This is a genomic window from Pseudomonadota bacterium (assembly GCA_039028155.1).
In the GTDB taxonomy this organism is placed as follows: Bacteria; Pseudomonadota; Alphaproteobacteria; order SP197; family SP197; genus JANQGO01.
Genome location: JBCCIS010000008.1, coordinates 65,821 through 91,247, shown reverse-complemented (window position 1 = coordinate 91,247; position 25,427 = coordinate 65,821). Strand labels below are relative to the sequence as shown.

Sequence of the window (25,427 nt, the reverse complement as noted above, 5' to 3'; positions counted from 1 at the left end):
CATGCTCGGTTCAGATGGGCTCGGGGCCGCGAGAAATGGCGACAACGCCGGTGCGCGAGACATCGGCCAGGCCCAGGGGCTGCATCAGGTTCACAAAGGCATCGATCTTGTCCGACGCGCCGGTGATCTCGAAGACGAACGACTCGATCGTGCTGTCGACCACGCGGGCCCGGAAGACATCGGCGATACGCAGTGCTTCTACGCGCTTTTCACCGGTGCCCGCAACCTTCACCAGCGCCAACTCGCGCTCGACGTGCGGGCCCTCGGCGGTCAGGTCGCTGACCCGGTGCACCGGCACCAGCCGGCGCAGTTGCGCCTTGATCTGCTCGATGATCATTTCGGTGCCGGCGGTCACGACGGTGATGCGGGACCGACCGTGCTCGGGATCGACCTCACTGACGGTCAGGCTGTCGATGTTGTAGCCGCGGCCTGAGAACAGGCCGATGACGCGCGCCAAGACGCCTGGTTCGTTATCGACCAGAACAGCGATCGTTGCGCGCCGCGATTTTTCGGTATCTGTCACTTCATCCCCCAACGACGGAGACGGGCCGCTGTCGTCTGGCGCGCGTCTCCGATCAAGGTTTGTCTCTCAAGGGCCATGCTCAGACGAGCACCATGCCCTCATCCTTGGTCGCGTCGTCGAGTTCTACCTCGTCGTCGGGGCTCATCGTGACCTGGTTGTGGGCCGCGCCGGCGGGGATCATCGGATAGACGTTTTCGTCGGGATCGACCTCCACGTCGACGATGACCGGCCGATCGGTCTCGATCATCTCCTTGATGATGTCGTCGACGTCACCGGGCTTTGAGGCCCGCAAACCAAGCGCGCCGAACGACTCAGCCAGCTTCACGAAATCCGGCAGGGACTCCATGTAACTTTCCGAATACCGGCCGCCAAAGAAAAACTCCTGCCACTGGCGCACCATGCCCATCCAGCGGTTGTTCAGGATGAACACCTTCACCGGCAGGCGATACTGCGCCAGCGTCGACATCTCCTGAATGTTCATCAGCACCGAGGCTTCGCCCGCCACATCGATCACCAAGGCGTCAGGATGGGCGACCTGGACGCCCATCGCGGACGGCAGGCCATAACCCATGGTGCCGAGACCGCCAGAGGTCATCCAATGATTGGGCTTTTCGAAATCGATGAACTGGGCCGCCCACATCTGATGCTGCCCGACTTCCGTGGTGATGAAGACGTCATCACGCCCATGCAGATGAGCGTTCAACCGTTCGAGCGCATACTGCGGCTTGATCAGCTGCTTCGACGGCTTGTACTTGAACGACTTCTTCTTGCGCCAGCCGTCGATGCTCTTCCACCAGGCCTCCAACGCCTTGGCGTCGGGGCGCACCTGACGCGCCTTCCAGACCTTGATCAGGTCCTCGAGCACATAGCCGCAGTCGCCGATGATCGGCACGTCGACGGCAATGTTCTTGTTGATCGACGAGGCGTCAATGTCGATATGGATCTTCTTGGAGTCCGGCGAAAACGCATCGGTCCTGCCGGTCACCCGGTCATCGAAGCGTGCCCCGACGCACAGCATGACGTCGCAGTCGTGCATGGCCATGTTGGCTTCCAGCGAACCGTGCATGCCCAGCATACCCAGGAACTGCTTGTGGGAGGCCGGCAAGGCGCCTAAGCCCATCAGCGTCAGGGTCACCGGGAAGCCTGAAATGTCGGCCAGGTTGGTCAGCAGCTGCGACGCCGCAGGCCCGGCATTCACGACACCGCCACCGGCATAGATGATCGGCCGCTTGGCCTTTGCCAACAGATCGACCGCTTCCTCGATACGGGCCATGTCGCCTTTGACCTGCGGGTTGTAGCTCTTGTGCTTGACCCGCGCCGGCGGCAGGTAGGTGCCTTCGGCGTTGACGACGTCCTTCGGCAGATCGACGACGACCGGACCCGGCCGGCCGCTCCGGGCGACGTGGAACGCCTCGTGTAGGACGCGCGGCAGATCCTCGACGCTCTTCACCAGATAATTATGCTTGGTGCAGGGTCGCGTGATGCCGACCGTGTCGGCTTCCTGAAACGCATCGTTGCCGATCAGATGGGTCGGCACCTGACCGGTCAAACAAACGATCGGAATGCTGTCCATCAGCGCATCGGTCAGACCGGTCACGCAGTTGGTCGCGCCGGGACCCGACGTCACCAGAACGACACCGACCTTACCGGTCGAGCGCGCATAGCCTTCCGCCGCGTGAACGGCGCCACCTTCCTGGCGGACCAGGATGTGGCGGAGGTGATTTTGCTGGAAGATGGCATCGTAGATCGGAAGTACCGCACCGCCCGGATAGCCGAATACGACGTCAGAACCCTGGTCCAGCAGGGCTTTGACGATCATTTCGGAGCCGGTCATACGGTCCTTGGCCACGGTCTCATCCTCCGGTTGGGCGGGCACCGACCCGCCAAATCAGCCCCTGAACGGTGTTTTCCAGTGTCATCACCGGTCATCAGGGCACAAAACAGCAACGCGCGACCGGGTCGCACGCCGCAATGAGGGCGGGAAACTACGCTTTTGGCCCTTTGGCGGTCAACAGAAACCCGGAGATGTGTGCGCGGGCGCACGCCAGGCGCTCCGCGGCATCCTGATCGTCTAGAACGATCGCATCACCTGCCTGATGGCGAAACCAGGTCAACTGGCGTTTGGCATAGCGCCGTGTCGCCGTCTTGGCCGTCTGAACCGCCTCATCCACGGCCATCTCGCCCCTTATGTGCGCCAGCAGGGGCGGCACCCCAAGGGCACGCATGGCCGGCAGGTCGGGCGACAGATCGCGGTCAGTGAGCGCGGCGACCTCCTGCAAAGCGCCGGCGGCCATCATGGCATCGAACCGTTCGTTGCAGGCCTGGTAGAGGACCGCGCGGTCGGGACGAAGCACAAGAAAGAGCACCGGTCCCGGCCAGGCGTTCCGGCGAGGCTGCTGCTGCCAGGCCGAAAGCGGCTCACCGGTGGCTTCGTGAACTTCCAGCAGGCGGATCAGACGTTGCGCGTCGCCAACCGGAATGCGTTGGGCAAGGTCCGGATCGACAGCGCGGGCGAGATCATGAAGCTCCTGCGCCGTGAAACCGTCCACGCGCGCCATGACGTCAGACCGTACTGATGCCGGCACATCCGGGATAGGCGACAAGCCGCGCATGAAAGTCGCGAGATAGAGCCCGGTTCCGCCGACGATGATCGGCACGCTGCCGCGTGTCAGGCAGTCCGTGACAACACGTCGCGCCGCATCGGCCCACAACGCCACGGAACAGCGCTCCGTAACGGACATGAACCCATAGAGGTGATGCGGTACGCGTCGCTCGTCGTCGGGACCGGGACGCGCGGTCAGCAGGCGCAGCTCGTCATAGACCTGCATGCTGTCGCCGTTGATGATCTCGCCACCGACCATCTCCGCCAAATCCATCGCCAACGGCGACTTGCCCGAAGCCGTCGGACCGCCTATCACCACCAGCGGTTCGCCTGATCGTTCGTTGGGATTGCTATCCGCCATGTCACTTGTTGCCACCGTCATTGTCGGATCCGACGATCCGCGACTTGACGATACCATGTTTGACGGCCTCGCCCGCCAGTTGGACGCCCAGATCGACTGGCTCGATCCCGGCCGGGCCGTCGATCTGCTGGTGCAGGGCGACAATCGCGAGGCACTGTCATTGACGCTGAAAGACGCGCTGCGCGATCGACCCGTCGACGTGGTCATTCAAGACACTGACAACCGGCGCAAACGTCTGCTGGTCGCCGATATGGACTCGACCATCATCACGGTCGAGTGCATCGACGTCCTGGCGGCCCAGACCGGTATCGGCGACGAGATAGCCGCTGTAACGGCCCGCACCATGCGCGGCGAGCTGGAGTTTGCACAGTCGCTGCGTGAACGCATGGCACTGCTTGCCGGCACACCGATCGAGGCGCTCGAGGCCGCATGGCGCGACAGTGTCGCGCTGACACCGGGCGCCGGGACCTTGATCGCGACCATGCGCGGTCACGGCGCCTTCACCGCTTTGATATCCGGTGGGTTCACCTGGTTCACCGAACGGGTCGCCCAACGTGTCGGTTTCGATATGCATCAGGCCAATCAGCTGAACGTCGAAAACGGCCAGCTAACCGGTTCCCTGACGGAACCGATCCTGGATCGCGGCGCCAAGGAGACCTTGTTGCGTGGCCTGGCCGATGAACGCGGCATAGCCCTGGCCGATACCCTTGCCGTCGGCGACGGCGCCAACGATATCGCGATGATCAAGGCCGCCGGACTGGGCGTCGCCTATCACGGCGTCCAGGCCGTTCGGGAGGTCGCCGACGCCGATGTTCAACACGGCGACCTGACCGCCCTGCTCTACATGCAGGGCTATCGCCAATCGGAGTTCCGGACCGCTTAGCGGGCGGTCAGCCTTCGATATCGACCGCCAGGTAGTGGGCGTCGTCGTCGCTGCGCAGGACCCGCACGACGACGGATTTCAAATCGCGATCCCGAGCGCCGTCGATCTGCGCCACGACGTCGTCCACCGTGTCGACCTGCTCTTGACCGACCTCGGGAATGAGATCGCCCTGCAGAATGCCGGCACGCGCGGCCGGGCTGCCCGGCGCCACATTGGTAACGACAACGCCGTCAACGTCGTTCGGCAAATCGAATTCCTGCCGCAGTTGCGGGCTGACCGGCTCCAACACCATGCCCAGCACATCGGTCGGCGCCTTGCTTTTCTCAGGCTGTTGCTCGGGCTGGCCGCCGTTCATGGTCGCCGCCAACTGGTCCTCGAACACTTCGAGCTCGCCCAGTTCGACATCGAAGGTCATTTCCTCGCCGCGTCGCACGACAACGACCTCGACCGCCTTACCGACTTCCGTCTCGGCGACAACCCGCGGCAGTTCGCGCATTTGGTCGATCGCCTTGCCATCGAAGGTAATGATGACGTCGCCGTTCTCGAGCCCCGCATCGGCCGCCGGTCCGTCCGGCGTCACGCTGGCAACCAACGCGCCATCCGACGACTTGAGGCCCAAGCCTTCGGCGATTTCCGGCGTGATCGACTGGATACGGACACCCAGCCATCCGCGTCGGGTGCGGCCGAATTCCTGAAGCTGGGCCACGACGCGTGTCACCAAGTTGGAGGGGACCGCGAAGCCGATGCCGACGGAACCACCCGACGGCGAGAAGATGGCGGTGTTCACGCCGATCACGTTGCCGTTCATGTCGAACAGCGGTCCGCCGGAGTTGCCGCGGTTGATCGGCGCATCGGTCTGTAGGAATTCGTCATAGGGGCCGGCGCTGATATCGCGCTGACGCGCCGAGATAATGCCGGCGGTCACCGAACTGCCGAAACCGAACGGATTGCCGATCGCCAGCACCCACTCACCGACGCGCACTTCGTCGGAATCACCGAACGAGACATGAGGCAGGTCCTCGTCGGTGTCGACCTTCAAGAGCGCGAGATCGGTCTTGGGATCGACACCGATGACCTCGGCCTCCAACTCCCGGTCATCGTTCAGGCGCACCGTGATGGTGTCGGCCTCTTCAATGACGTGATTATTGGTCACCACATAGCCGCTGGGATCGATGATGAAGCCTGAGCCCAGGGACGTCGGGCGGCTTTCCTGTGGGGCGTCGCCGTCGCCGTTACCGTAGCGTTCGAAGAAGTCCTTGAAGAAGTCCTCGAACGGCGAGCCTTCGGGGAACTCAGGAATCTGATCACCACCAAAACTCGTGACGAACTCTTCGGTCGTGATCGAGACCACGGCCGGCGTCAGTTCTTCGGCCAGATCGGCGAAGCTCTCCGGTACCGTCTGGGACCACGCCCGGTCGCTGTCGGCGACCAGGGAACCGGCGGCGAAAAACGCCGCCACCAGGCAAAAACCAACATGTTTCATCATCGCAGCTTTCATTCCGAAATCACCGTGTTTCACGTCGTGGACCGGCCTATCCCTACGTACGCCGACATCCTGGATAGCCGATCACCCTTTGACCAGCCACATCAATGTGACCGCCGCCACTGCCACAGCCAATCCGGTCAGCCGGACGGTCGCAACCGGCTGGGCCAGGACGTGCAGCATCGCGCGTTTCATGGCATTGGGGAACAGGGCATAGGCCGCACCTTCCAAGAACAGGGCGATCGCAATCGCCACCAGGATCTCGGTCAACGACCTAAACCCGGCCTATGGCAACGATATGGCACGCTTGGCGCGCCCTAAGGTTGCGCCGCCGTCGTATCGCCAGATGTGCCGCTACCGCTCACCGTATCGCCTAACGAATCGAGCGAATAGTCGGCGCCACCCATGCCTTGCACGCTGTTCAGGAACTGCAGGAAGTCACCGTCCGGCGACATGATGATGGTCGTGTCGTCGGCGTTCAACGCCTCGCGATAGGCCTGCATCGTGCGATAGAAGGTAAAGAACTCGACATCCTGGCCGAACGCGTCGGCAAAGATACGAACGGCCTCGCCATCGCCCTCACCACGCAGGATTTCCGACTGGCGCCGTGCCTCCGAAATCAAGACGGTGCGGGTCCGGTCCGCCTCAGCGCGGATCCTGAGCGACTGCTCCTCACCCTGGGCGCGGATCTCACGGGCCTCACGCTCACGTTCGGTCTGCATGCGCTCATAGATCGCCTGGCTGTTTTCTTCCGGCAGATCGGCGCGCTTGATACGCACGTCGATCACGACGACGCCGAACTGGGCGGCCTCGCGGTTGATGCGGATACGGATGTCCTCCATCAGCCGCTCACGCTCGCCGGAGATGACGTCGACCAGCGGCACCGTACCGATCAACTGACGCATACTGGCGTTCAGCAGGTTGGAGAGTCTGGCGCGCGCCACCTCTTCGGTGCCCACCGCCTGGTAGAACTCCAGCGGATTGGTGATCCGGTAGAACGCAAAGGCGTCGATCACCAGGCGTTTCTGGTCGGACGCGATCACTTCCTGCTGCGGATTCTCGAATTCCAGCACGCGCTTGTCATAGATGACGACGTTCTGGATGAACGGGACCTTGAAGTGAAGGCCGGGTTCGGTCACCACCTGCTTGGGATCACCGAACTGAAGGACGATGCCTTGTTCGGTCTCCTGAATGGTGAAGAGCGCGCTGGATCCCACGATCAGGATGGCGGCGATAACGACCGCGCCGATGATAAGGCTCTTTTTCATCACTGGCCTCCCGCGCCGTCGCCGCGCCTGAGCTGATCAAGCGGCAGGTAGGGAACAACGCCCTGGGTGCCGACGGCGCCATCATCGATGATCATCTTGTTCATGCTGCGCAGGATCTCTTCCATGGTCTCCAGGTAGATCCGCCGTTGCGTGACGTCCTTGGAGTCTTTGTACTCGTTGTAGACCGACAGGAAGCGGGCCGCCGAACCCTCGGCGTTGTTGATGATCTCCTGTTTGTAGGCCTCGGCCTCCTGGATCATCTTTTGCGCCTCGCCTCGCGCGACCGGCACGATCGAGTTCTGATAGGCCTGGGCCTCGTTGATGAAACGCTCCTGGTCGGCGCGCGCCGCCTGGACGTCGCGGAAGGCGTCGATCACCGCGCCCGGCGGGTCGACCTTCTGCAGTTCGACCTGCCGCACCTCGACGCCGGCGCCGTACTCGTCAAGAATGTTCTGGATTAACGCCAGCGTCTCCTCCTCGACCCGTCCACGTCCCTCGGCGAGCGCGGACGCCAACGCCGTCTGGCCGATGACCTGACGCATGGCGCTTTCGGCCACGTCCTTCACGATGGTGCGCGGATCGCGCACGTTGAACAGGTATTGGCCGGCGTCGTTGATGCGCCAGAAGACGGTGAACTGAACATCGATGATGTTCTCGTCTCCGGTCAGCATCAGGCTTTCGTCCGGCTGATCGCGATTGGTATCGCCCCTGAAGCCGACTTCGGTGCGCTCGATACGCGTCACCTTCGGCGTGAAGACCTCACCGATCGGCGTTGGCCAGTTATAGTTCAGGCCCGGCTGGGTGGTCGCCTCCCACTTGCCGAACACCAGTTCGACACCCTGCTCGTCAGGCAACACCCGATAGAAGCCGGAGAGCAGCCAGACCACGACCAAAACGACGACAATCAACAAAATGCCGCGGCCGCCGCCAAGGCCGCCGGGCAAGAGTCCCTTGCCCTTGTCCTGGACCTTGCGAATCAGGTCTTCGAGATCAGGCGGCTGGCCACCGCCGCCACCACCACCGCCGCCACCGCGGCTGGGCCCCCGGCCCCATGGTCCCCCACCGTTGTCGCCGCCGGGGCCTTGCCAGCCCCCGCCACCACCTTGATTGTTCCACGGCATGCGTTCTGCCTCTCCCGGTCCCTGTCCACGCACGGACAATTAGTTAAGGGCTTAAGTATGGGTTGTTGCGCTGAGATCAAGCGTTATATGACAGATGCGCGGCCAGCCGCAAACGTAGCCGTGCTGCGATTGCCCGTGATTTTCGACTTTCTTCAGAGGACTTAAGCATGGCTCGGGTCACCGAAGATGAGGTGAGGAGCGCCCTTAGCGCGGTCATTGACCGGGATACGGGCCGGAATCTCATCGAATCCAATATGATAAGCGGCCTGGTCGTGAAAGACGGTAATGTCGGCTTTGCCATCGAGGTCGACCCGAAAGACGGCGCGGCCAAGGAGCCGCTGCGCCAGGCCGCTGAATCGGCCGTGAACGCAATTTCGGGCGTCCTCTCGGTCACTGCGGTCCTGACCGCCCATCAGGCGCCCGACAGCTCGGGCCAGGCGGAGCAGGCACCGCCAAAACCCGCCGAGCGAGAGCAAGCGTCAACGCCGGACATTCCCGGTGTCGGCATGATCATCGCGGTCGCCAGCGGCAAGGGTGGCGTCGGAAAATCGACCACGGCGGCCAACCTGGCACTGGCGCTGGCAGGCCTGGGGCAGCGAGTCGCCCTGCTGGACGCCGATATCTACGGTCCGTCGGTGCCCCGGCTGCTTGCGTTGAAGGGGAAACCGGAAACCGATGGCAATCAGCTTTGGCCCAAGGAGCAATACGGCATCAAATGCATGTCGATCGGCCTGCTGATCGAGGAAGACACGCCCATGGTCTGGCGCGGACCCATGGTCCAGTCAGCCTTGGAGCAGATGTTGCGCCAGGTCGCCTGGGGTGACATCGACATCATGGTCATCGACATGCCGCCGGGTACAGGCGATGCCCAGTTGACCCTGACCCAGCGCGCGCCGCTGGCAGGCGCGGTGATCGTCTCGACGCCACAGGACCTGTCGCTGATCGATGCCCGCAAGGGCCTCAACATGTTCAAGAAGGTCGATGTGCCGATTCTGGGTATCGTCGAGAACATGAGCTATTTCGTCTGCGGGAACTGCGGCCACCGCACAGATGTCTTCGCTCATGGCGGCGCCCGCAAGGAAGCCGAGAAGCTGGGCGTGCCGTTTCTTGGCGACATCCCGCTAGATATCGCGATCCGCGAAAGCTCCGATGAGGGCAAGCCGATCGTCGTCGCCGAACCCGAAGGTGCTCATGCGAAAGCCTATCAGGCTATCGCCCAATCGGTCCTCGACCAGCTCGCCGGCAGTACACGCGAGGCGCCGCGCATCGTCATGCAGTAACTGTTGGGCCCACGGGCCGTCAGTTCAGCCTGTGGGTCCAGTTGATTGAGGTCTTGGTGTTGATCTCGTGGAAGGCGGTGCTGCAGTTGTCGGCCTCGCCGACAATGCGGAAATTGCTGGGCACCGGATCGACACACAACATGGTCGAGCCGACCCACGCGGTGAAGTAACCCTCCGCATCCAGGTCGCTCTCGGCATAGACGTAGTACCACTGCCACTGAAGCGGCCCGTCGAAGACGACAATGCAGCTGTTGGCATCGACGGTGTACCAGCCCTGGGTCACATAAGCCGTGTTGTCCCAGAAGCCGACGGCCGCATGCGCGCGCGTGTCGGTGTCGTTGCAGACATTAAACTCGGCGGCCGCCGGGCGAGCGATCACGCACAGCAGCAGGGCCACAACCGCGGATGTTGCCCGTAACCAACCCATATCGCTCGATCTCCGTTTACCGCGCGTCGACACGCCATCAGTTCTGCCCGATGTGACCTGCGATCACGGGACCCGTCAATCCGCCAGACGGATTACTCCGCCTAGAACCTCCTAACATATTGAAAATTATAACGTAATCTACGTCGCCACCTGAACGAGCCAACGATCAAAGGAGTTATGATCAAGCCCAACATGCCCGAAACCCCTCCGGGTTTGTTGCGGTAGCGCCGGTTCCGACACCAGAAGATGACGCCTATTCGAGGCGAAATGTCATGGTTTCCGTCTCACCGGCCTCGATCTCGAAGAACTGGGTCTCGCAACTGGAGTTTCCGGTGATCTCGAACTGGTTCGGCCAATGAACACACAGGGGAACATCGCCGGACCACACGTCGTAGTTGCCATACTCGTCCGTCGCCGTTTCGGCATAGACGTAGTACGCAGGCCACTTCAGCGGTCCAGGATAGATAACCAAGCATCCATTCGCCGGCACCTGCCACCAACCCCGCGTCAGGTAATCCTCGTTGTTGAAGTACCCGACCGCCACATAGGCATCCTCGTGGCTATCGTTGCAGACCTGAAAGTCGGCCTTTGCCGAGCCCGGCGCGATGATCCACGCCAACGCGGCACATACAAACATGCTTCGACGGCCCCACGTCATCGTTGTCTCCGACCTACACCCGTTTTGATGCCGTCAGATGCCGTCGCCGAGACCTGACCGCAAAAGGAAGGATCCCATCATATCGCCTGGCCCGCCAGCCGGTCGAGCGCGTCACGATCGATACCTACGCCGGCAGCGGCTGCGACCAGATCTTCCCAGGCGGCCTCGGCAATCGGTATGCCGTTCGCCACCCGCTCGGCACGGTTTCGCCGTTCCGGCTCACCAGCGAGGAGAACGCCCTCGGTTTCAGGCGCCGGCGACGCCGAACGGGCCCAGTCATAAAGCGCGTCGATTTCGTCTGTCATCGTCTGCCAGCCACCGAGGACCTTTGGATCGATCAGGATCGAGAGCATACCGTTGACGGTCGTCTCCTGTGTGTGGTGCCCGGGATGACTGGTACCTCCTCCGGTCAGGGCGCCACCCAGAAGATCGCACAACAGGCCAAGCCCAAAGCCCTTATGGTCGCCAAGCGGTACCAGGGCGCCGCCGGTGGCGTCGGGGATCATGGTGGCGGGATCGGTGGTGGGCCTGCCTTGCCGGTCGATCATCATGCCTTCGGCGAGCACCTCGTTCTTGTCGAAGGCGACACCGACCTTGCCAAAGGCGATCCGGCTGGTCGCAAGATCCAGGACAAACGGCGGATGACGGTCAGTGGCCGGCATCGCCGCGCAGATCGGATTGGTGCCTAGACGAGCTTCTATCCCGCCATAGGGCGCGACCAACGGCGGATGGCCGTGGGCATTGACGAAGTGGATCGATATCAGACCCTTGTCCAGGCAGCGTTCGGCCCAGGTACCGATCCGACCGAGGTGATGGCTGTTGCGAACCGCGACCACCTGGGCGCCGCTTGACGCCACACGCGCCATGCCTTCATCCATGGCGAAAGCGCCAATCACGGCGCCAAAACCAATGCCGCCATCGACCACCAGCACCGACCCGCAATCGGACACGACACGCCCGCGCTGTTTGGGATCGAGGCCGCCGGTCTTTATGCAGTCGATGTAGTAGACGGCCATTTGGATACCGTGGCTGTCGTGCCCGGCCAGATTGGCGTCAACCAACAGATTGGCAACGGCTTGCGCAATGTCTTCCTCGACACCGGCGGCGGCAAACACAGCGGCTGTCGAGCGGCGCAATCCGTTATGCTCGAACGTCAGCACACTAGAGATCCAGCACAGCGGCGAGTTCGTTCCACACGCGTTTGCTGAGCCCGCTGGATTCCTGGTCGACCTTTTCTCCGCGCAGCATTCGTTTCACCACGTCTATCTGGCCCGCCGTGAACTGGGCGCCGTTCAGCCGGTTCTCGACAAACGCGTCATAGGCCAGCGGCACCCACCGCTTGACCGTCTCCAGCATGGCCTCGGCAAAGACGCGGATCTCGTACTGGGCATGAGGGTCGGCGCGGAGCGCCAGAAAGTGGAAGAGATTGTGCAGATCGACCTTCCAGTACCACTGCGTATAGATGTTCAGCGGCAGGTTCATGCGCGCCAGCTCGCGCGCCAGGCCCTGCTTGTCGGGATCGGCCCCTTCGCCCTCGTTCAGCATGGTTTCGTAGTGGTCGTAGGCCTGAGCGGCATCCTGTTTCAGCGTATCCAGCACCCAGGCCGCCTCGTCGCCCTCCAGAACGTCGCCGCGCCCCTGGCGGTTGCTCTCCGACTGGGCCGCCAGATGCTCGGGCGCCGGGATATAGAACTCACGGTCCAGGATCGAATAGCGCGCGGAGTACTCGTTCACGTTCGCTGTGCGATGGCGAATCCACTGGCGCGCGACAAACACCGGCAGCTTGACGTGATACTTGATCTCGCACATCTCGAACGGCGTCGAATGGCGATGGCGCATCAGATAGCCGATCAGGCCGGCGTCGTTGCGCACCGACTTGGTGCCACGGCCATAGGACACCCTGGCAGCCTGCACGATAGCCGCGTCGTCGCCCATGTAATCGACAACCCTGACGAAACCGTGATCCAGCACGCCGATGGGCTGGTAGAGGATGTCCTCAAGATCGGGCGCCACGGCGCGGCGGGTTGGCTGATTCTGGGCGCGCTGTGCATCAATCTCGGCTTCCTGGTCGGGCGTCAGGTCCATCGGGTGTCGTCACCATTCTCAAGCATCTAAGGGGTTGAACCGCGAACTTACGTCACCGTTCGGCGGCGGCCAAGCGGCTCGGTTGGCACCGGCTGGCCAAACCCCTATATTCTGTGGTGTTCGGTTCGCCGGACTATGGCGATAAACGCTGGCCGGAATAAGCGTAGCGGACGCGGGGGCAGTACCCGCCGCCTCCACCATCTATGGGGGCGAACCAGGTTCGACGCGCGTGGTAAAGGGCTTTGCTTTCGCCCGGCATGATACCACCGTTATCGGGTCATTATGACAAACGCCAACGATAATGAGGCGTTCGCTGTTGCTGCTTAAGCAATAAGCGCGGTTCGGAGGGCACCGGGCAACAGAAGCCCTCCACTTTGCCTTGGGCAGCCGGCTGGGACGCGACAACCAATGACCGACGAGCACCTTGATTACGAACGCATGGTCGATGACGCCCTTAGAAGCGTCATGGTCCGCTCACTGCATTATGTTGCGGCGCACGGCCTGTCGGGCGATCACCACTTTTATGTCACGTTCCGCACGGACCACCCACAGGCGGTGGTCGGCGACGAGCTGAAGTCGAAGTATCCCGAAGAGATCACCATCGTCCTGCAGCACCAGTTCTGGGACCTGGACATCGGCGAAGAGGGATTTTCGGTCACGCTCAGCTTCAACCAGTCACCGCAGACGCTGACCGTGCCGTTTGGCGCGGTCACCGCCTTCGTCGACCCCAGCGTCAAGTTCGGCCTGCAGTTCAAGCCGTCCATGGACGGCGCCGACCATCCGGCCGCCATGCCGGTGGCGGTGGCCAAGGACGAGCCGATCGAGTCCAATGCGCCGGAACAGGACGACGAATCAGGCAAGGTCGTCGCACTGGACGAGTTCCGAAAGAAGTAACAGCCGGTCATGGCATCAGAAATCGCCGAGCGGGCCGTCGCGGCACTGACACCGCTGGGGCCGGTTCGCGCGCGGGCCATGTTTGGCGGGCACGGTATCTACCTGGATGATGTCATGTTCGCCCTGACGGCGTATGATCGCTTGTGGCTGAAGGTGGACGACGAGAACCGCGACGGGTTCCTGGCGGCCGGCGGTGAATCGTTCACCTACCGCCGCGACGCCGCGGCGAAACCGATCACCATGTCCTATGTCTCTGTGCCTGATGATGTCTGGGCAAATCCCGACAGCCTGATCGGCTGGGCCGAACAGGCTCTGAGCGCCGCGAGGCGCAACCAGTCCAAGAAGCGGTCGCGCAAGCGCAAGAAAGCCTGAACGGAGCTTCGCCCTAAAGGCCGATTGCGCTTAGGTCCAACGACCCTCCCGCGACCGGCGGGCACCAGAAGTAACCGCCGGAGATCGGCCGGGTGAAACGGAACAGGCCGTCGACCACGTTGTCATCCTCACCGATCATGTGGCGCAACTGAACCTCGAACGCATCGAGCGTCCTGCCGAACGCCACGAACACCAGGCCTTCGCCCGAGGCATCGGCCCACGGCATGGAACGACGGAGGATGACCGAGCGCGGCTCGAACTGGCTGGCCGACGTTCGTTTGACGTGGGCCGTCGCGGCCGCGTCCTCCAACTCCTCGTTATCGCTCAGGCGGCGGCCGATGATGTTGCTGTCCTTGTCGTCCTGATCGATGTGGTCGAAATGGTCGAGGTCGTGGGCCCATTGCTGAACCGCGACAAAGCTGGATCCATCAAGGCCGGGCCCGTGTCCGGCCACCAGAGCCGCGTCGACGGCCTCGTCGCCGACCGGGTTCTCGGTGCCGTCCTCGTAACCCGTCAGGTCCTGGCCGCGGCCGTACTTGAACCCATCGACCATGTGATCCAGCCGGAAGCACGACGCCAGATGATCGATGACGGCGCGGCCCCGGTGAAAGATATCGCCACGGTCTTCGCCGCGCACCCAGACCCAAAGATCGGCCTGGGTCGACGGTACCTCAGAGCCGCGACCGCTCATCGACGGGAACGTCCGCAATCCATCGATCGATGCGTCGAGCCCCAACACCAGCCCTGCTCCCAGACCGATGACCAAGCCGTCGTCGCCGGCCATGTTCTTCAGTACCTCAAGACCCGGAACGACATCGGCCTCCGGCAGCGCGATGAACTCGAGATAGCGGGAAAGGCTGGGAACGGGTTCCATGATCCCGGGTTGGTGCGAGCTCATCGTCGTGCCTCCATGACTGCTGTGCTCGTTCTGCGGCCAAGGGCTCGGCGATGCAACCCCACACTTCCGCATCTCTCGCAGATCGTCAAAAGATGGCTACACCGATCCACCGGTATCCGTTCTTTCAGCATCGAGCCGCCGTTTGACGTCGCCGGGCGAGCCGGTGCGCCGTGCCAAAATGGAGTACGCAATCGGGACCACGAACAGCGTGAACAAGGTGGCGGCCGCCACACCCCAGAACAGGACGATGCCGACGACAAGCCGGGTTTCCGAGCCCGCGCCCGATGCCAGGATCAGCGGCAGCGATCCGGCGATGGTCGTGATGGCGGTGATGATGATTGGTCGCAGCCGAAGCTCGGCACCTTCGACAATGGCGTCGTCGAAGGACCGGCCGCTGTCGCGCAGTTGATTGACGAACTCGACAATCAAGATGCCGTTCTTGGCCGCCAGCCCGACCAGGACGATCAGGCCGATCTGGCTGTAAAGGTTGAGCGACTGGCCGGTCAGATAGAGCCCGACCAGTGCACCGGCCATGGCCAGCGGCACGGTCACCATGATGACGAAGGGATGGACGTAGCTCTCGAACTGCGCGGCCAGGACCAGGAAGGCGACGAGAATGCCGGCGAACAGCACGAAGATTATGGAGCCGCCCGACTTCTTGAAATCCGCCGACTGGCCCTTGTAGTCGATGATGGCGCCTGCAGGCAGGTGCTCGTCGACCAGACCTTCCAGATAGTCGAGCGCCTCGCCCAAGGAGAGATCGTCGCTGAGATTGGCATCGAGCGTGATGGCGCGGATCCGGTTGAACCGGTTGAGGGTTGTCGAGCCGGCCGATTCCTCCAAGCTCACCACATTCGACAGCGGGATCAGCTGACCCGTGCGGTCGGAGCGGACATAGATGTTCTGCAGGCTGTCGGGCGTGTTCTGGGCGGACCGTTCGCCTTCCAGGATGATGTCGTACTCTTCTCCATCATCGATGTAGGTGGTCACCGCGCGGCCGCCCAGCATGGTCTCCAAGGTGCGCCCAATCTCCGTCACGGTGACGCCCAGGTCTGCCGCCCGGTCGTAGTCGATGACGACGCGAAGCTGGGGCCTGGTTTCCTTGTAGTCATGATCCAGCCCGATCAGACCAGGGTTATCCTTGTCGATTTCGGCGAGCAGAATGTCGCGCCACTCGGCTAGCTGCTCATAGGTATCACCGCCGATCACGAAACGAACCGGTCGCTGCGATCCACCGCCAAAGCCCTGGCGCATTACGGGCACGGCCCTGACACCTGGAAGATCAGCAAGGCGCTCGCGCACATCATCCATGATCTCCCAGCTCGAGCGGCGCTCGCCCCAGTCATTCAGCACGACGGTCGCGCTGCCCGTGTTGAAGATCTCGGTGTTGCCAAAGGCTCGGGGCGAGCGGATCAGAAGACGGTTGATATCGCCGCTGTCGATCAACGGCGTCAACCGCTGCTCGATCTCATCCATGTAGGCGGCCATGTAGTCATAGGTCGCGCCTTCGGGACCGTCGACAATGATGAAGAACGTGCCGCGGTCTTCCCGGGGCGCGTATTCGCTGGGCAGCGCGCGGTAGAGCAAGGCGCCCAACGCGACCACCACGAGCATCAGGGCGACGACCAGCCAGCGGTGGCGGATGGCGCGTCGCAGCAGAGCGCCATAAATTCCGCGCAACCACAGCAGGCACCGATCAGAACCACGGCCGACGAGTGACTTTCTCGCGTTTCGCACCAGAAGCTTCGACGCCAGCATCGGCGACAACGTCAAGGCGACGAGTGTCGAGAAACCCACGGCCGCCGCCATGGTCAGGGCGAACTCGCGAAACAGCCGGCCGAGATTGCCCTCCAAGAACGAGATCGGCACGAAGACCGCGATGAGGACCAGGGTCGTCGCGATCACCGCAAAACCGACCTGGCGCGCGCCGTCATGGGCGGCGATCAGCCGGGTCTCGGCCTTCTCGTCCATACGCCGGTAGATGTTCTCCAGAATGACGATCGAATCGTCGACCACCAGCCCGATTGCCAGGACCAGGGCAAGAAGTGTCAGGAGATTGATGGTGAAACCGAAAGCCCACAGCATGATGAACGTCGCGATGATGGCGACGGGAATGGTGACCGTCGGGACCAGGGTCGCGCGCAGGCTGCCCAGGAACAGGAAGATCACAATGACGACCAGAACCAGGGCAATGGCGAGGGTCTTATAAACTTCCTTGACCGCGCCATCGACAAAGACGGTGGAATCGTAGCTGGTCGCGATGTTGAGGCCATCCGGAAGAGTCGCTTCGACCTGCGCCATTTCCGCCAGGACCGCATCGGCGACGGCCAGTACGTTGGCCGTCGACTGCTTTATGATGCCGATGCCGACCATCGGCTGACCGTTACTGCGGAAGAGCGAACGCTCTTCTTCGGTGCCGATCTCGACACGTGCGACGTCGCCAACACGAACAAGATAGTCGGAGCCGTCACCACCATCGGCCAGAACGATGCCGGCAACCTCGTCTGCCGTCGCGAATGGTCGGTCGAGCCTGACCGTGAACTGGCGATCCTGTGATTCGATACTGCCGGCGGGGAGTTCGATGTTCTCCGCCCTCAGGGCATTCTCGACATCGACGGCGGTCAGATTACGCGCTGCCAGCGCATCGCGATCCAGCCAGACACGCATCGCATAGGTCTTGCTGCCACCGAGGCGGACGCGAGAAACGCCATCCAACACCGAGAAGCGGTCGACCACGTAGCGGTTGGCGTAATCCGTCAGCTCCGGCAGCGACATCCAGTCGCTGGTCAGGTTCAACCACAGAATGACGTCGTCGTTGCTGTCGGCCTTTGTGATATCGGGACGCGACGCCTCGTCCGGCAGGACATCGATGATGCCGGCGACACGATCCCTTACATCGTTGGCGGCAGCATCGATGTCACGGCCAGTCGTGAACTCGACCGTGATCCGCGATTCACCATCGCGGCTGATCGACGAGATCGATTCGACACCCTCGACGCCGGCAATCCGGTCTTCGATGGGCTTGGTGATGCGGGTCTCGACCACGTTGGCGGCCGCGCCGGGATAGGATGTGTTGATCGACACAATCGGTAGATCGATGTCGGGGTATTCGCGCAGTGGCAGCCGGTCGAACGCAAACAGGCCGAAGACGATCAGCAAGAGAGAAAAGACCGATGCCATCACCGGCCGCGTCACCGCGAGGTCGGATAGCACCATGTCGGCTACTCGGAACCGCCGCTCGAGAGGCTTGCCAGCAGTTCGGCCAGCGTCATGCTGCCATCATCGATGGCGCGAACATCGACCACCTGACCGGGCCGGACGTTCGTGGTGCCGTGAGTCACCACCAATTCCCCCGGCGCCATACCGTCGACCACCTCGGCCATGCCGTTCATCCGTGACCCGATGGTGACCTGGCGCAGTTCGACCGCCTCACCGGCGGTGTCGTCGATCACATAGACGAACTGATCCTGGCCCTGCGGCACCAGTGCGGCTTCGGGCACAACGACGTTAAGACGAGGTTCACGCAGCAGCTCAAGCTGCATCAGCATGCCGGGTCTCAAGGCCAGGTCTGCGTTGTCGATGACGGCTCTCACGACGACCGAGCGGGTCACCGGATCGACGCGGCTGTCGACACTCTGGACTTCGCCATCGAAGACGCGCTCGCCATAGGCGCTCGTTACCGCGCTGATCGCCAAGCCCGGCCTGAGCGACGCCAGATAGATGGCCGGTACAGAAAAATCGATCTTGATGGTCTCGATGTCATCAAGCGTGGTGATGAGATCGCCAGGCGAGATGTAAGCGCCCAAGCTGACATCGCGCAATCCGACGACACCACTGAACGGCGCGACAATGCGATGCTGTGCCAGGCGCGCCTCGACCACCTCGACATCCGCCTGGGCCTGCAACAGCAAAGCGCGGGATTCATCGAGGGACGCCTCCGACGCAACGCGTCGCTCGACCAGCTCCTCGGCACGCTCGAACTCTCGCTGACGCTGCGCCAGATTGGCCTGCGCCGCCTTGAGGTTGGCGAACTCCTCATCACGGTTGAGGACGACCAAAAGATCGCCGCGGGCGACTTCCTGGCCGTCGGTGAAGTGAATCTCGGCCACGGTATCGGCGATGGTCGACGTCACGTCGATGCTCTCGTTCGCGAAGGTCGTGCCCAGCGCCTCGATCCGGTCGACCAGTTCGACCTCGCGAACCTCCGCCGCGATGACGGGGATGCCGTCCGCTTGTTGGGCCACCACACCGTGCGAAACACCGACGAGCAGGCTCAGCACGGCAAAGAAAGACAAGGGGCGAAGAAACATGGCGCGACTAACCATTGGCAAACACGCGAGACATGAAAAAAGCCGTCATTGTGGGATGATCCATCATTGGACCTTACCCGTCACCATCATCTCGGGCTGCTCTATAGGCACTGAACCAATTGTGAGGAAGTGCCAAGCGTGGCCGATCGCGCTCTATGTCCGGGTAGAAGCGGGCGAAATTGGGGCTACAGCATAACCTGACGTGACAGAATTGCTGCGCGATAACGCCGGGACAGGAGAATTGGCTCTATCCATGATCGGCGCACGGCGCGCCCTGCCCCGAAGGGACAGACGCGCGGATCGTGCTGTAGTATGACAGGTTGCCGGCCCGGCATTGGGGCCAGACGACGTATTCCTTTGATTTACGAAGAGACACCATGGCCGATACCACCGAGACGCGTACTGAGACCGATTCCTTAGGTGAAATGGCGGTTCCCGCCGACCGCTACTGGGGCGCCCAGACCCAGCGCTCGCTGCAGAACTTTCGGATCAGCGACGACCACATGCCGGCGCCGTTGATCCATGCCTATGGCATCGTCAAAAAGGCTGCGGCCCAGGTGAACCAGCAGAACGGCAAGCTCGACCCCGCGCTGTCGGCAGCCATCCAGAAGGCGGCCGACGAGGTGATCGACGGCACGCTGACCGATCATTTCCCGCTGGTGGTGTGGCAGACGGGATCGGGCACCCAGACCAATATGAATACCAACGAGGTGATTTCGAACCGGGCGATCGAGATCCTCGGCGGTGAGATTGGCTCTAAGTCGCCGGTGCATCCCAACGACCACGTCAACATGAGCCAGTCTTCCAACGACAGCTTCCCGACCGCGATGCATGTGGCAACGGCGGTCGAGATCAACCGTTCGCTGATCCCGGCACTGGAGCATCTGCACCAGGCGTTGTCCGACAAGGCTGCTGCCTTTGACGACATCATCAAGATCGGCCGCACCCACCTGCAGGACGCGACACCGTTGACGCTGGGTCAGGAGTTCTCTGGCTATGCCCGTCAGATCGAACTGGGCATCGCGCGCGTCAAGGCGAGCCTGCCGCACGTCTATGCACTCGCCATGGGCGGAACGGCGGTCGGCACAGGCCTCAACACACCGGCCGGGTTCGATGTGGAGTTTGCCGCCAAGGTCGCAGACCTGACCGGCCTGCCCTTCTCCACCGCGCCCAACAAGTTCGAAGCGCTTGCCGCCCACGACGCCATGGTCGAGGTGTCGGGCGCGCTGAACGTGCTCGCGGTCTCGTGCAACAAGATCGCCGGCGACATTCGCCTGCTGGGATCCGGACCGCGCTGCGGTATTGGCGAACTTGCGTTGCCGGCGAACGAGCCGGGTTCGTCGATCATGCCGGGCAAGGTCAATCCGACCCAATCGGAAGCCATGACCATGGTGTGCGCCCAGGTCATGGGCAATCACGTCGCCGTGACGTTCGGCGGCGCGCAAGGCCACTTCGAGCTCAACGTCTTTAAACCCGTCATCATCTTCAACGTGCTGCATTCGATCCGCCTGCTTGCCGACGCGTCGATGAGCTTCGCCGACAACTGCGTCATCGGGATCGAACCGAACCGGGAGCGCATCGCCAAACTGCGTGACGAATCCCTGATGCTGGTCACCGCGCTCAACCCCCACATCGGCTATGACAAGGCTGCCAAGGTGGCGAAGAAGGCCCATGCCGACGGATCGACCTTGAAAGACGCGGCCGTCGCCCTTGGCTACCTGACCGCAGAGGAGTTCGACCAGTGGGTACGTCCCGAAAACATGGTCCGACCGGCATCGTGATGCGATGTCTGCAGGCGCCGCTGCTCGCTGCTCTGGTCGCCGCGAGCCTGGCCGTCACGGCGCCGGCCAGTGCGTTCAGCACGGAAGACGGATGGTATGCTTACGACGCCGGCGACTTCCCGCGCGCATTCCGGGTGTGGTCAGCGCTGGCCGCAAAGGGGGATGCCGAGGCGCAATATCTCGTCGGCTATCTTTATGACGACGGTTTGGGCGTCGAGCACAACCTGGCAGAGGCGGCGCGCTGGTACCGCATGGCGGCCGAACAGCATCACGTCTACGCCCAGTTCAACCTTGCCATCATGTATAGCGACGGCATCGGCTTGCCCCGCGACCCCGTCGAAGCCTATCGCTGGTTCATGCTGGCGGCCGACACGCCGGACCTGATCGACCGGCGCGATGCGTTGAGCGCCGCCGAAGACGTCGCCCTGGGCATGACCAAGGTCGAGATCGAGCAGGCCGATCGGTTGATCCGCGCGTGGCGCGCGTCGAAAGGCCTGGCCGAAAGCGAAGACGAGCTCTACGCGCCAGGCGCTGGCGAACCCTGGGGCGACGGCACCGGATTTGCCGTGACGGGCGATGGTCACGTCTTGACCAACCACCACGTGATCGATGGCTGCCTGCGCCTGGAGGCGCTTGTCGGCAAGGAACGCGTTAAATCCGTCGATGTCCTGGCTGTCGATCCCTACGCCGATCTCGCGCTGGTCAAGCTGGACAGGACGTTCGACGCAACGGCGCCGTTTCGCGACGGCCCGACGCTGCAGCTCGGCGAACCGGTGATGGTCGCCGGGTACCCAATGCGACACGTGGTGTCGACCAGCTTTACCGTCACCACCGGCATCATCAGCGCCATGGTCGGGATCGACGACTATGCCGGTGAACTTCAGATCAGCGCGCCGGTCCAGCCCGGCAACAGCGGCGGCCCGCTGCTGGATCGCGCCGGCAATGTCATTGGCATCGTTTCGGCCCAGTTGGACGAGTGGTACGCCGTTGATGCGGTCAACGCACTGCCCCAGAACATCAACTTCGCGATCCACGGCCAGGTTGTTCAGAAGTTTCTTGGCAAACATCAGGTCAGCTTTGTCCGGCGAACGAGCGATGAAACACTGCCGTCCGCGGCAATCGCCGACGCGGCGAGAGACTTCACGCTGGTTATCGAGTGCTACGACACGCCGTGACCTCTGCCGTCAGCCGTCCATGCCACGGCAGAAGCGCCGCCTCGGCCGATGACTGACGTCTCGACGCCCGGCAGCAAGGAAACCGTGGACGCGGCGCGCATCAAATGGCGCTGGCCGAGCGGTCTGACCTTGTCGGTGATGCTGATCTCGGTCTTGGTCGCGCTTCCCATCGTCGCCGTGGTCGTCAACATTTTCGCGCCCAGCGAGGGTCTGTGGGTCAATCTGGTGCGCACGGTCCTGCCGACCTATCTGATCAACACCGTGATCTTGATGGTCGGCGTCGGCGTGTTCGTCACCATGATCGGGACGGGCGCGGCCTGGCTTGTCACGATGTGCCGTTTTCCCGGGCGCGGCGTGGTCGAATGGGCGCTGGTGCTGCCGTTCGCCGTGCCGGCCTATGTGTTGGCCTATGTCTACACGGACCTGATGGAGTACGCCGGACCGATCCAGACATGGCTGCGCGAGCTCTTTGAGTGGGGCAGGCGCGACTATTGGTTCCCGAATATCCGCTCGCTGCCCGGCGCCATCGCCATGCTGGCCATGGTGCTCTATCCCTATGTCTATCTTCTCGCGCGCACCGCTTTCCTGAACCAATCGGCGGCGGCGCTGGAGGTGAGCCGTGCGCTGGGCTACGGGCCCTGGCGCAGTTTCTGGAAGGTCGCGCTGCGAATGGGCAGGCCCGGCATCGTCGCAGGTCTGGCGCTGGCCCTGATGGAAACGCTGGCCGATTTCGGTACGGTCGATTTCTTCGGCGTGCAGACCTTCACCACCGGCATCTATCGCACCTGGTTTCTGAAGGGTTCGCCGGTCGTCGCCGCCCAGCTTGCAAGCTGCCTGCTGGTCTTTGTCATGGCGGTGATGCTGGCGGAACGGCTGTCGCGCGGTGACGCACGCTATCACGGCAGCGGCGGCCGCTTCACACCGCTGCCCAGCTATGCGCTCAAGGGGCCGCGCGCCTGGCTCGCCCTTGCCTTGTGCGTCCTGCCGGTACTCTGTGGATTCCTGGTGCCGGGCGCCATTCTGCTGGAGATGGCCATTCAGGACGGCGATCCGCTCTTCGACAGCCGCTTTCTGCGCTATGCGTTCTCCAGCATCTCGGTGGCGGCGATGGCGTCAATCCTCGCCGTCGCGGCTGCGGTGATCCTGGGCTACGGAACGCGCCTTAATCCGTCGCCCCTGGCGCGTCTCGCGACACGCGTGGCGTCAATGGGTTACGCCATTCCGGGCTCGGTCATCGCGGTCGGCATCCTGATCCCGTTCGGCCTGTTCGATAACTGGCTCGACGGGCTGACGCGCGAGTACCTCGGCGTTTCCGTCGGCCTGGTGCTGACCGGCGGTATCGTCGGCCTGCTGTTTGCGTACGTCGTGCGGTTCCTGGCCGTCGCCTTTAACGCGGTCGAAGCGGGGCTGACAAAGATAACGCCGTCCATGGATGGAGCGGCGCGCTCACTGGGTCACGGTCCCATCGCCACGCTGGTCAAAATCCATGTGCCGCTGCTGCGCGCGAGTCTCTTGACCGGTATCCTGCTTGTCTTCGTCGACGTCATGAAGGAACTGCCGGCGACGCTTATCGTCAGGCCCTTCAACTTTGAGACCCTGGCGACGCGTGTCTATCGGCTGGCGTCCGATGAACGGCTGTCCGAGGCGTCGACGGCGGCACTTGCCATTGTCGTCGCCGGTGTCCTGCCGGTCATTCTTTTGTCCTGGCAGATCAGCCGCTCGCGGCCGGGCATGCAGGCGGATGTTTCGCGGGCGTCAAAGTCACGATCCTAACCTTGGATTGGGCCCCTTACGTCGGGCGGCCGAAAAAGCAGACATAGCCGTCAGGATCGGCAATCTCGAATCCGAACAGACCTTCATCGGTGACACCAAGCATACGCTCCATACACACCCGACGATCGACAAACTCCGCATAGAGCGAGTCCGGATCGGCCACGTAGAGAAAAGCGTCCCAGGGTGCCCAACGATGGCGTTCGCGGTTGGGCAAGGCCTTTGTTTGGGCGTCGACCACCTTGAGAAGAACCTGAGCGCTGTCACGCCCGACGATGGCGAAGAACGGGCTTTCTTCGGGTGCGGCGTAGCGGCAATTGAAACCGAGGCGCCCGACATAGTGGCCAAGCGATGATTGAATGCTGGCAACGATGAACATCGGCGAGCAAGGACCCAACGGCCCGCCAAGCGTCACGTCACCGTTGCCCTTGCCCACCATCGTCACCGTCCGGCGTGGCGTCTGGCCGCCGGCGCAGCGCGGCCTCAGCCCGTTACTCCCAGCCGTGCGCTTCCATCATCTCGACAGCCTCAACCCGGTTCGCGCCATAAAGCGCGGGGTTAAGGTCGTCCTCGACGAAGTCGCCATAGAGATCATCCAGAATGACCGCGTGCGGCACGCCGTCCACGGAGGGCCACTCATTATTGCCTTCAGCGAACGCCCGCTGACCTTCGTCGCTAACCAGGTACTCCAGCAGTTTGACCGCGTTGTCGCGATTGGGCGCGTTCTTCAAGACGCCGGCACCACTGACATTGATGTGGGTGCCTCGGTCGCCCTGGTTGGGCATGATGACGGCAACCGCTTCGCCAATGGCGCGGTTTTCGGGGTCGTCGGAACTGCGCAGCCGCGCCAGGTAATAGGTGTTGGCAACGGCAATGTCGCACTCGCCGGCCACCACGGCTTTGATCTGGCCGGTGTCGTTGGACTGCGGATCGCGCGCGAAGTTCTCGATAAGCCCGTCGACCCACGCCTCCGCCGCCTCCGAGCCATTGACGGCGATAAGCGACGAAACAAGAGACTGGTTATAGACGTTGCTGGACGAGCGGATGCAGATCATGTCGTCAAAACGCGGATCGGCAAGATCCTCGTAGCGCTCAAGGCCGGTCACGTCGACATCGTCCTTGCGGTACATGATGATCCGCGCCCGCTTGGTCAGCGCGTACCAGTATCCATCGGGATGGCGCAGCGATTCCGGCACGCGCTCGTTCAGTGTCGCCGAATCCGCCGACTGGAAGAAACCGGCCTCTGACGCGGCGGCCAGATTGGCCGCGTCGACGGTAATCAGGACATCGGCCGGGCTGTTCGCCCCTTCGGCCTTGATCCGTTCGATGAGTGCGCCGGCCTTGTCCTCGATCAGGTTGACCTCGATGCCGGTGGCCTCGGTAAACGCATCGTAGATCGCCAGATCGGTGTCGTAGTGGCGGGAGGTGTAGACGTTCACCTCCTCGGCGGACACGGCGGTGCCCGCCGTGAGAACTCCGCCCAGCACGGCGGCAGCGAGAATACGTCGTCGGAGTGTCATCGAGCGGCCTCGGTTG

General features: G+C 62.7%; 23 protein-coding genes. 7 read left to right on the top strand and 16 right to left on the bottom strand.

All coding sequences use genetic code 11. The features are described from left to right. Positions 1-10: 10 nt before the first annotated feature. The 3 genes from ilvN to miaA form a co-directional block, all read right to left on the bottom strand. Positions 11-523: an acetolactate synthase small subunit gene (gene ilvN / locus AAF563_06485; protein ID MEM7120903.1), complete on the bottom strand. Its 513-nt coding sequence runs from the start codon at positions 521-523 to the stop codon at positions 11-13. Positions 524-602: 79 nt separating this feature from the next. Next, on the bottom strand, positions 603-2,372 hold the full coding sequence (locus AAF563_06480; protein ID MEM7120902.1) for an acetolactate synthase 3 large subunit: 1,770 nt from the start codon (positions 2,370-2,372) through the stop codon (positions 603-605). A gap of 136 nt (positions 2,373-2,508) precedes the next feature. Further along, a complete protein-coding gene (miaA, locus tag AAF563_06475) occupies positions 2,509-3,486 on the bottom strand; it encodes a tRNA (adenosine(37)-N6)-dimethylallyltransferase MiaA (protein MEM7120901.1) in 978 nt (325 codons plus the stop codon). On the opposite strand from miaA, the gene serB reads away from it, so the two are divergent. Further along, positions 3,485-4,369 (top strand): phosphoserine phosphatase SerB, encoded by an 885-nt coding sequence (gene serB / locus AAF563_06470; GenBank protein ID MEM7120900.1) that lies wholly within the window; start codon positions 3,485-3,487, stop codon positions 4,367-4,369. The two genes, miaA and serB, sit on opposite strands and share 2 nt — an antisense overlap. 7 nt (positions 4,370-4,376) lie before the next feature. On the opposite strand, the gene AAF563_06465 is transcribed toward serB, so the two are convergent. The 4 genes from AAF563_06465 to hflK form a co-directional block, all read right to left on the bottom strand. Next, a complete protein-coding gene (locus AAF563_06465) occupies positions 4,377-5,855 on the bottom strand; it encodes a Do family serine endopeptidase (protein MEM7120899.1) in 1,479 nt (492 codons plus the stop codon). Between the two features lie 81 nt (positions 5,856-5,936). Further along, entirely contained in the window at positions 5,937-6,122 is a 186-nt protein-coding gene (locus AAF563_06460; protein ID MEM7120898.1) for a DUF2065 domain-containing protein, read from the bottom strand. 47 nt (positions 6,123-6,169) lie between these two features. After that, positions 6,170-7,120 (bottom strand): protease modulator HflC, encoded by a 951-nt coding sequence (locus tag AAF563_06455; protein ID MEM7120897.1) that lies wholly within the window; start codon positions 7,118-7,120, stop codon positions 6,170-6,172. Beyond that, complete coding sequence (gene hflK / locus AAF563_06450; protein ID MEM7120896.1) at positions 7,120-8,241, bottom strand: FtsH protease activity modulator HflK; 1,122 nt, start codon at positions 8,239-8,241, stop codon at positions 7,120-7,122. Before hflK ends, AAF563_06455 begins: the two co-directional genes overlap by 1 nt. Positions 8,242-8,408: 167 nt before the next feature. Here hflK and AAF563_06445 point away from each other — a divergent pair, with 167 nt between their 5' ends. Further along, positions 8,409-9,521 (top strand): Mrp/NBP35 family ATP-binding protein, encoded by a 1,113-nt coding sequence (locus AAF563_06445; protein ID MEM7120895.1) that lies wholly within the window; start codon positions 8,409-8,411, stop codon positions 9,519-9,521. Between the two features lie 19 nt (positions 9,522-9,540). On the opposite strand, the gene AAF563_06440 is transcribed toward AAF563_06445, so the two are convergent. The 4 genes from AAF563_06440 to thyX all read right to left on the bottom strand — a co-directional run bounded on the left by AAF563_06440 (position 9,541) and on the right by thyX (position 12,691). Further along, positions 9,541-9,948 carry a DUF1036 domain-containing protein gene (locus tag AAF563_06440; GenBank protein ID MEM7120894.1) on the bottom strand — a complete coding sequence of 136 codons (408 nt, stop codon included), beginning with the start codon at positions 9,946-9,948 and terminating at the stop codon, positions 9,541-9,543. A gap of 253 nt (positions 9,949-10,201) precedes the next feature. Continuing rightward, positions 10,202-10,606 carry a DUF1036 domain-containing protein gene (locus tag AAF563_06435; GenBank protein MEM7120893.1) on the bottom strand — a complete coding sequence of 135 codons (405 nt, stop codon included), beginning with the start codon at positions 10,604-10,606 and terminating at the stop codon, positions 10,202-10,204. A 77-nt stretch (positions 10,607-10,683) separates the two neighbouring features. Beyond that, positions 10,684-11,766 (bottom strand): malate/lactate/ureidoglycolate dehydrogenase, encoded by a 1,083-nt coding sequence (locus AAF563_06430; protein MEM7120892.1) that lies wholly within the window; start codon positions 11,764-11,766, stop codon positions 10,684-10,686. Position 11,767: 1 nt separating this feature from the next. Further along, positions 11,768-12,691, bottom strand: a complete 924-nt coding sequence (gene thyX, locus AAF563_06425) for an FAD-dependent thymidylate synthase (protein ID MEM7120891.1) — start codon at positions 12,689-12,691, stop codon at positions 11,768-11,770. A 408-nt stretch (positions 12,692-13,099) separates the two neighbouring features. Between thyX and AAF563_06420 the strand changes: the two genes are divergently transcribed. Both AAF563_06420 and AAF563_06415 read left to right on the top strand, forming a co-directional pair. After that, positions 13,100-13,585 carry a ClpXP protease specificity-enhancing factor SspB gene (locus AAF563_06420; GenBank protein MEM7120890.1) on the top strand — a complete coding sequence of 162 codons (486 nt, stop codon included), beginning with the start codon at positions 13,100-13,102 and terminating at the stop codon, positions 13,583-13,585. Between the two features lie 9 nt (positions 13,586-13,594). Then, entirely contained in the window at positions 13,595-13,957 is a 363-nt protein-coding gene (locus AAF563_06415; GenBank protein MEM7120889.1) for a TfoX/Sxy family protein, read from the top strand. Positions 13,958-13,970: 13 nt separating this feature from the next. Here the strand turns inward: AAF563_06415 and AAF563_06410 are convergent, their stop codons facing one another. From AAF563_06410 to AAF563_06400, 3 genes are all read right to left on the bottom strand, one after another. Further along, positions 13,971-14,855, bottom strand: a complete 885-nt coding sequence (locus tag AAF563_06410; protein MEM7120888.1) for a Dyp-type peroxidase — start codon at positions 14,853-14,855, stop codon at positions 13,971-13,973. 96 nt (positions 14,856-14,951) lie between these two features. Continuing rightward, a complete protein-coding gene (locus AAF563_06405) occupies positions 14,952-18,071 on the bottom strand; it encodes an efflux RND transporter permease subunit (protein MEM7120887.1) in 3,120 nt (1,039 codons plus the stop codon). 5 nt (positions 18,072-18,076) lie between these two features. Further along, positions 18,077-19,165 (bottom strand): efflux RND transporter periplasmic adaptor subunit, encoded by a 1,089-nt coding sequence (locus AAF563_06400; GenBank protein ID MEM7120886.1) that lies wholly within the window; start codon positions 19,163-19,165, stop codon positions 18,077-18,079. A gap of 377 nt (positions 19,166-19,542) precedes the next feature. Between AAF563_06400 and fumC the strand changes: the two genes are divergently transcribed. Genes fumC through AAF563_06385 form a run of 3 tightly spaced genes read left to right on the top strand, consistent with a single transcriptional unit; the run spans position 19,543 to position 23,894 of the window. Further along, positions 19,543-20,946, top strand: a complete 1,404-nt coding sequence (fumC, locus tag AAF563_06395; protein MEM7120885.1) for a class II fumarate hydratase — start codon at positions 19,543-19,545, stop codon at positions 20,944-20,946. Then, positions 20,907-22,121 carry a trypsin-like peptidase domain-containing protein gene (locus tag AAF563_06390; GenBank protein ID MEM7120884.1) on the top strand — a complete coding sequence of 405 codons (1,215 nt, stop codon included), beginning with the start codon at positions 20,907-20,909 and terminating at the stop codon, positions 22,119-22,121. Before fumC ends, AAF563_06390 begins: the two co-directional genes overlap by 40 nt. A gap of 48 nt (positions 22,122-22,169) precedes the next feature. After that, complete coding sequence (locus tag AAF563_06385; GenBank protein MEM7120883.1) at positions 22,170-23,894, top strand: iron ABC transporter permease; 1,725 nt, start codon at positions 22,170-22,172, stop codon at positions 23,892-23,894. Positions 23,895-23,910: 16 nt separating this feature from the next. Here the strand turns inward: AAF563_06385 and AAF563_06380 are convergent, their stop codons facing one another. Together AAF563_06380 and AAF563_06375 are read right to left on the bottom strand one after the other, a co-directional pair. Beyond that, complete coding sequence (locus AAF563_06380; protein ID MEM7120882.1) at positions 23,911-24,330, bottom strand: hypothetical protein; 420 nt, start codon at positions 24,328-24,330, stop codon at positions 23,911-23,913. Positions 24,331-24,382: 52 nt separating this feature from the next. After that, positions 24,383-25,411 (bottom strand): extracellular solute-binding protein, encoded by a 1,029-nt coding sequence (locus AAF563_06375; protein ID MEM7120881.1) that lies wholly within the window; start codon positions 25,409-25,411, stop codon positions 24,383-24,385. Between the last annotated feature and the right edge of the window lie 16 nt (positions 25,412-25,427).

Bases quoted from the DNA above. Each gene is read 5' to 3' on its own strand.
- serB (MEM7120900.1), top strand. From the start codon at position 3,485: ATGTCACTTGTTGCCACCGTCATTGTCGGATCCGACGATCCGCGACTT.
- miaA (MEM7120901.1), bottom strand. From the start codon at position 3,486: ATGGCGGATAGCAATCCCAACGAACGATCAGGCGAACCGCTGGTGGTG.
- AAF563_06465 (MEM7120899.1), bottom strand. From the start codon at position 5,855: ATGATGAAACATGTTGGTTTTTGCCTGGTGGCGGCGTTTTTCGCCGCC.
- AAF563_06455 (MEM7120897.1), bottom strand. From the start codon at position 7,120: ATGAAAAAGAGCCTTATCATCGGCGCGGTCGTTATCGCCGCCATCCTG.
- hflK (MEM7120896.1), bottom strand. From the start codon at position 8,241: ATGCCGTGGAACAATCAAGGTGGTGGCGGGGGCTGGCAAGGCCCCGGC.
- AAF563_06445 (MEM7120895.1), top strand. From the start codon at position 8,409: ATGGCTCGGGTCACCGAAGATGAGGTGAGGAGCGCCCTTAGCGCGGTC.
- AAF563_06440 (MEM7120894.1), bottom strand. From the start codon at position 9,948: ATGGGTTGGTTACGGGCAACATCCGCGGTTGTGGCCCTGCTGCTGTGC.
- AAF563_06435 (MEM7120893.1), bottom strand. From the start codon at position 10,606: ATGACGTGGGGCCGTCGAAGCATGTTTGTATGTGCCGCGTTGGCGTGG.
- thyX (MEM7120891.1), bottom strand. From the start codon at position 12,691: ATGGACCTGACGCCCGACCAGGAAGCCGAGATTGATGCACAGCGCGCC.
- AAF563_06420 (MEM7120890.1), top strand. From the start codon at position 13,100: ATGACCGACGAGCACCTTGATTACGAACGCATGGTCGATGACGCCCTT.
- AAF563_06415 (MEM7120889.1), top strand. From the start codon at position 13,595: ATGGCATCAGAAATCGCCGAGCGGGCCGTCGCGGCACTGACACCGCTG.
- AAF563_06410 (MEM7120888.1), bottom strand. From the start codon at position 14,855: ATGAGCTCGCACCAACCCGGGATCATGGAACCCGTTCCCAGCCTTTCC.
- AAF563_06405 (MEM7120887.1), bottom strand. From the start codon at position 18,071: ATGGTGCTATCCGACCTCGCGGTGACGCGGCCGGTGATGGCATCGGTC.
- AAF563_06400 (MEM7120886.1), bottom strand. From the start codon at position 19,165: ATGTTTCTTCGCCCCTTGTCTTTCTTTGCCGTGCTGAGCCTGCTCGTC.
- fumC (MEM7120885.1), top strand. From the start codon at position 19,543: ATGGCCGATACCACCGAGACGCGTACTGAGACCGATTCCTTAGGTGAA.
- AAF563_06385 (MEM7120883.1), top strand. From the start codon at position 22,170: ATGACTGACGTCTCGACGCCCGGCAGCAAGGAAACCGTGGACGCGGCG.
- AAF563_06380 (MEM7120882.1), bottom strand. From the start codon at position 24,330: ATGGTGGGCAAGGGCAACGGTGACGTGACGCTTGGCGGGCCGTTGGGT.
- AAF563_06375 (MEM7120881.1), bottom strand. From the start codon at position 25,411: ATGACACTCCGACGACGTATTCTCGCTGCCGCCGTGCTGGGCGGAGTT.